7 protein-coding genes are annotated in these 4,149 nt (G+C 43.2%); all 7 read left to right on the plus strand.

Annotated features, from left to right (window positions below; all coding sequences use genetic code 11):
• The coding region (gene lptC, locus AB4653_RS21895) for an LPS export ABC transporter periplasmic protein LptC (RefSeq protein ID WP_372105344.1) at positions 1 to 293 on the plus strand (293 nt) is incomplete at its 5' end.
• Positions 274 to 768 carry a lipopolysaccharide transport periplasmic protein LptA gene (gene lptA, locus AB4653_RS21900; protein ID WP_009847739.1) on the plus strand — a complete coding sequence of 165 codons (495 nt, stop codon included), beginning with the start codon at positions 274 to 276 and terminating at the stop codon, positions 766 to 768. The genes lptC and lptA, both read left to right, overlap by 20 nt.
• Before the next feature lie 2 nt (positions 769 to 770).
• A complete protein-coding gene (gene lptB, locus AB4653_RS21905) occupies positions 771 to 1,496 on the plus strand; it encodes an LPS export ABC transporter ATP-binding protein (protein ID WP_009847740.1) in 726 nt (241 codons plus the stop codon).
• A 54-nt stretch (positions 1,497 to 1,550) separates the two neighbouring features.
• The gene (locus AB4653_RS21910) at positions 1,551 to 3,011 is read left to right on the plus strand and encodes an RNA polymerase factor sigma-54 (protein WP_009847741.1); all 1,461 of its coding nucleotides are present in this window, start codon (positions 1,551 to 1,553) and stop codon (positions 3,009 to 3,011) included.
• A 90-nt stretch (positions 3,012 to 3,101) separates the two neighbouring features.
• Positions 3,102 to 3,389, plus strand: coding sequence for a ribosome hibernation promoting factor (gene hpf, locus AB4653_RS21915; protein WP_009847742.1), 288 nt, complete (start codon positions 3,102 to 3,104; stop codon positions 3,387 to 3,389).
• Position 3,390: 1 nt separating this feature from the next.
• The gene (gene ptsN, locus AB4653_RS21920; protein WP_009847743.1) at positions 3,391 to 3,849 is read left to right on the plus strand and encodes a PTS IIA-like nitrogen regulatory protein PtsN; all 459 of its coding nucleotides are present in this window, start codon (positions 3,391 to 3,393) and stop codon (positions 3,847 to 3,849) included.
• A 4-nt stretch (positions 3,850 to 3,853) separates the two neighbouring features.
• Positions 3,854 to 4,149: RNase adapter RapZ (locus AB4653_RS21925; RefSeq protein WP_372105345.1), on the plus strand; the 296-nt coding region annotated here is incomplete at its 3' end.

Here is a 4,149-nt window from a genome sequence, read left to right on the forward strand (position 1 = left end):
CGATAGAATGGCGAGTGACCGCTGATCGCGCAATTATGGATGAAAATCAAGTCATCACTTTTTATGACAACGTTGTGGCGAAGAACCTGTTGCCAGATGCTAGTTTCGATACAATGACCACTGATAAAATGGTTGTTGAACTGACTAGCCGAGATTTTTATTCAGACACTCCGGTCCATATGATCGGTACATTTTTTGAAAATGAGGGGCAAGCAATGAAAGGGAACTTCGGTACCAACAATGCGACTCTCTTTAATTCTGTTCAGGGTAGATATGAAACTCTCACACCTTAGTTTATTGGCTTTGACCCTTGCGGCGTCTAATGTCTATGCTCTATCTTCGGATAGCGAGCAGCCTGTCTATATTGATTCAGACAGTCAGCAATTAGATATGAAAAGCAATCAAGTTACCTTTCTTGGCGATGTGAACCTTAAACAAGGTAGCATCAATATCAATGCCGATAAGGTCATTGTTACACGTAATGCCGTCAACGGTGAAATTGAAGAAATACAAGGTTTCGGAAAGCCCGCAACCTTTTCTCAACTTACTGACGATGGGAAAACACTCTATGGTGAAGCTGACGATTTACATTACCAGCTGATTGCCGATAGATTGATCATGACTAAGAACGCGATGCTATCTCAAGATGGCAGTATCATTCGTGGCTCTAAGATTACCTATCAGATCACCTCTCAAAAGTTGGTTGCCGATAGTGATAGCAGTGAGCGTGTATCAACGGTTTTACAACCAGCGGAAGTGAATAAGTAATCATGGCAGTCCTTACAGCAAAGAACCTAGCGAAGACCTACGGAAAACGTAAAGTTGTAACAGACGTAAGCTTGCAAGTAGAGTCAGGTCAGATCGTCGGGCTACTTGGCCCAAACGGTGCAGGTAAAACCACCTCTTTCTATATGATAGTGGGTCTGGTTGCGCGTGATGAAGGTACTATCAGCATTGACGACCGAGACATCAGTATCTTACCAATGCACAGTCGCTCTCGTCTTGGTATCGGTTACCTTCCTCAAGAAGCATCCATTTTTCGTAAATTGTCAGTTGAAGACAACATCATGGCTGTTTTGCAAACGCGCGATGAGATGACTAACGCACAACGTCAAGATAAGCTGGAAGATCTTCTCGAAGAGTTTCACATCCAACATATTCGAGCGAGTAATGGTATGGCTTTGTCGGGTGGTGAGCGTCGACGTGTTGAGATTGCTCGTGCACTAGCAGCAAACCCTCAATTCATTCTCCTGGACGAACCTTTTGCCGGTGTTGACCCTATATCGGTTATCGATATCAAAAAAATCATCGTTCACTTACGCGATCGCGGCTTAGGCGTTTTGATTACCGACCACAACGTTCGTGAAACATTAGACGTGTGTGAAAAAGCTTACATCGTAAGTCAAGGGCATCTAATAGCTGAGGGAACTCCTGAAGATGTTCTCAATAACGAACAAGTTAAACAAGTTTATCTAGGCGAACAATTCCGTCTATGATTAGATAGAGAGTATCGAGAGTTCTTAGAATAATAACTAGGTAAGTAACACTGAATGAAACCCTCATTACAACTTAAGCTAGGCCAACAGTTAGCAATGACTCCTCAATTGCAACAAGCGATTCGTTTGTTGCAATTGTCTACTTTGGATTTGCAACAAGAGATTCAAGAAGCACTTGAATCGAACCCACTACTCGATGTCGAAGACGGCAATGAAGATACGCCAACATCGGAAGAAAAACCTAGCAGTGACGAGAAAGAAACAGTTGAAACAGTTGAACAAGACTTACCTGACAGCTCCGATTTGATCGAAAAATCAGAGATCGGCAACGAACTAGAAATCGATACAACTTGGGAAGACGTTTACAGCGCAAACACAGGTAACACTGGCATTGCGATTGATGACGATATGCCCGTTTATCAAGGCGAAACCACACAAAGTCTATACGATTACCTGCTCTGGCAACTCGATTTAACACCATTTACTGAAACTGACCGCAGCATAGCTTTTGCGCTAATTGATGCTATCGATGACCGCGGTTACCTTACCGTATCTTGTGAAGACATCCTTGAGAACTTCGACAACGAAGAGATCGAGCTTGATGAAATTGAAGCCGTTCGTAAACGAATTCAGCAGTTTGATCCGCTAGGTGTCGGTTCTGTGAATCTGCAAGATTGCTTGTTACTGCAATTGGCGACCTTCCCACAAGATACCCCTTGGCTTAACGAAGCTAAGTTAGTACTTACTAGCCATATCGACCAACTCGGCAATCGCGATTACAAACTGGTTATCAAAGAGACCAAGTTGAAAGAAGCGGAACTACGCGAAGTTTTGCAATTAATCCAACAGCTGGACCCTCGCCCTGGCAGTAAGATCACGCCAGACGAAACCGAGTATGTGGTTCCTGACGTATCCGTCTTCAAAGAGCTTGGGAAATGGTTGGTCACCATCAATCCAGATAGCGTGCCAAAACTAAAAGTGAATCAACAATACGCGGCCCTTAGTAGCAAAGGCAGTAGTGCTGACAACCAATTTATCCGCTCAAATTTGCAAGAAGCAAAATGGCTAATTAAAAGTCTAGAGAGCCGAAATGAAACACTACTAAAAGTCGCTCGGTGTATTGTTGAACATCAACGCGGTTTCTTCGAACATGGCGCAGAAGCCATGAAGCCGATGGTACTGAATGATGTGGCTTTAGCTGTTGATATGCACGAATCCACGATCTCTCGTGTGACGACTCAAAAATTCATGCACACACCGCGTGGCATCTTCGAACTCAAGTACTTTTTCTCAAGCCATGTCAGCACTGACAATGGCGGTGAATGTTCATCTACAGCAATTCGCGCACTCATTAAGAAGCTTGTCGCAGCGGAAAATACCGCAAAGCCTCTAAGTGATAGTAAGATTGCTGCTTTACTGGCTGACCAAGGAATTCAGGTAGCTAGACGTACCATAGCGAAATACCGTGAATCTCTGGGCATTGCCCCATCGAGTCAGCGTAAACGCCTGCTATAAACTAAAGTAGTTAGCTCTTTATTCATTAACGATTGATTAGTTAACTATTAATTTAGTTGTAACCTGGCAACCAACTGAAAAGGAAAGTCTATGCAAATCAATATTCAAGGCCATCACGTTGATCTTACCGATTCAATGCAAGACTATGTTCACACCAAATTCGACAAACTTGAGCGCTTCTTTGATCATATCAATAGTGTTCAAGTTGTTTTAAAAGTTGAGAAAATCAATCAAATCGCAGAAGCTACCCTGCATATAAATCAAGGGGAAATTCATGCGACAGCAACAGATGAAAGCATGTATGCCGCGATTGATTCATTGGTTGATAAACTTGTTCGCCAACTCAACAAGCACAAAGAAAAACTAAGTAGTCACTAACATGCAATTAAGCGAAGTACTTTCATTGGACTGCACTAAAAGTGCAGTCCAATGCACAAGCAAAAAAAGAGCCCTTGAGCTGATCAGTCAAATCGCAGCAGAAAGCTGCGGTCAAGATTCAACAGAACTGTTTGAGTGCATGCTGAGCCGTGAAAAAATGGGCAGTACAGGTATCGGTAACGGTATTGCGATTCCCCATGCACGCATGAATGTCAGTGATAAAGCGATTGCTGTATTAATACAATGCCAAGACCCAATCGAATTTGATGCTATCGATAACCGCCCAGTTGATCTACTGTTTGCTCTACTTGTTCCTAGTGAACAATGTAAAGAGCATCTGAAAACCCTTTCTTGTATGGCAGAGCGACTTAACGACAAGCAGACTCTTAAACAGTTGCGTAATGCTCAAAGCGATCAAGAGCTTTACGACATCATGATTCAAGTGCCAACTTGCGAGTAATAACATGCGATTAATCGTTGTCAGTGGCCAGTCAGGAGCCGGGAAAAGTGTTGCGCTACGAGTTCTTGAAGACTTGGGGTATTACTGTGTTGATAACCTACCAGTAAACCTGCTCAACGACTTCGTCGAATCGGTACGCGAGATCAATCAAAACGTCGCTGTTAGCATTGATATTCGTAACCTACCAAAAGAGCCTCAGTTAGTTACAGAAACGCTAGACCAGCTAGAAGCCGCCACAGATATAGACCTAAACGTCTTATTTCTAGATGCGAGTAAACAGACGCTACTCAAGCGCTACAG

Source organism: Vibrio sp. 10N.222.48.A3 (genome assembly GCF_041475345.1).
In the GTDB taxonomy this organism is placed as follows: domain Bacteria; phylum Pseudomonadota; class Gammaproteobacteria; order Enterobacterales; family Vibrionaceae; genus Vibrio; species Vibrio tasmaniensis_A.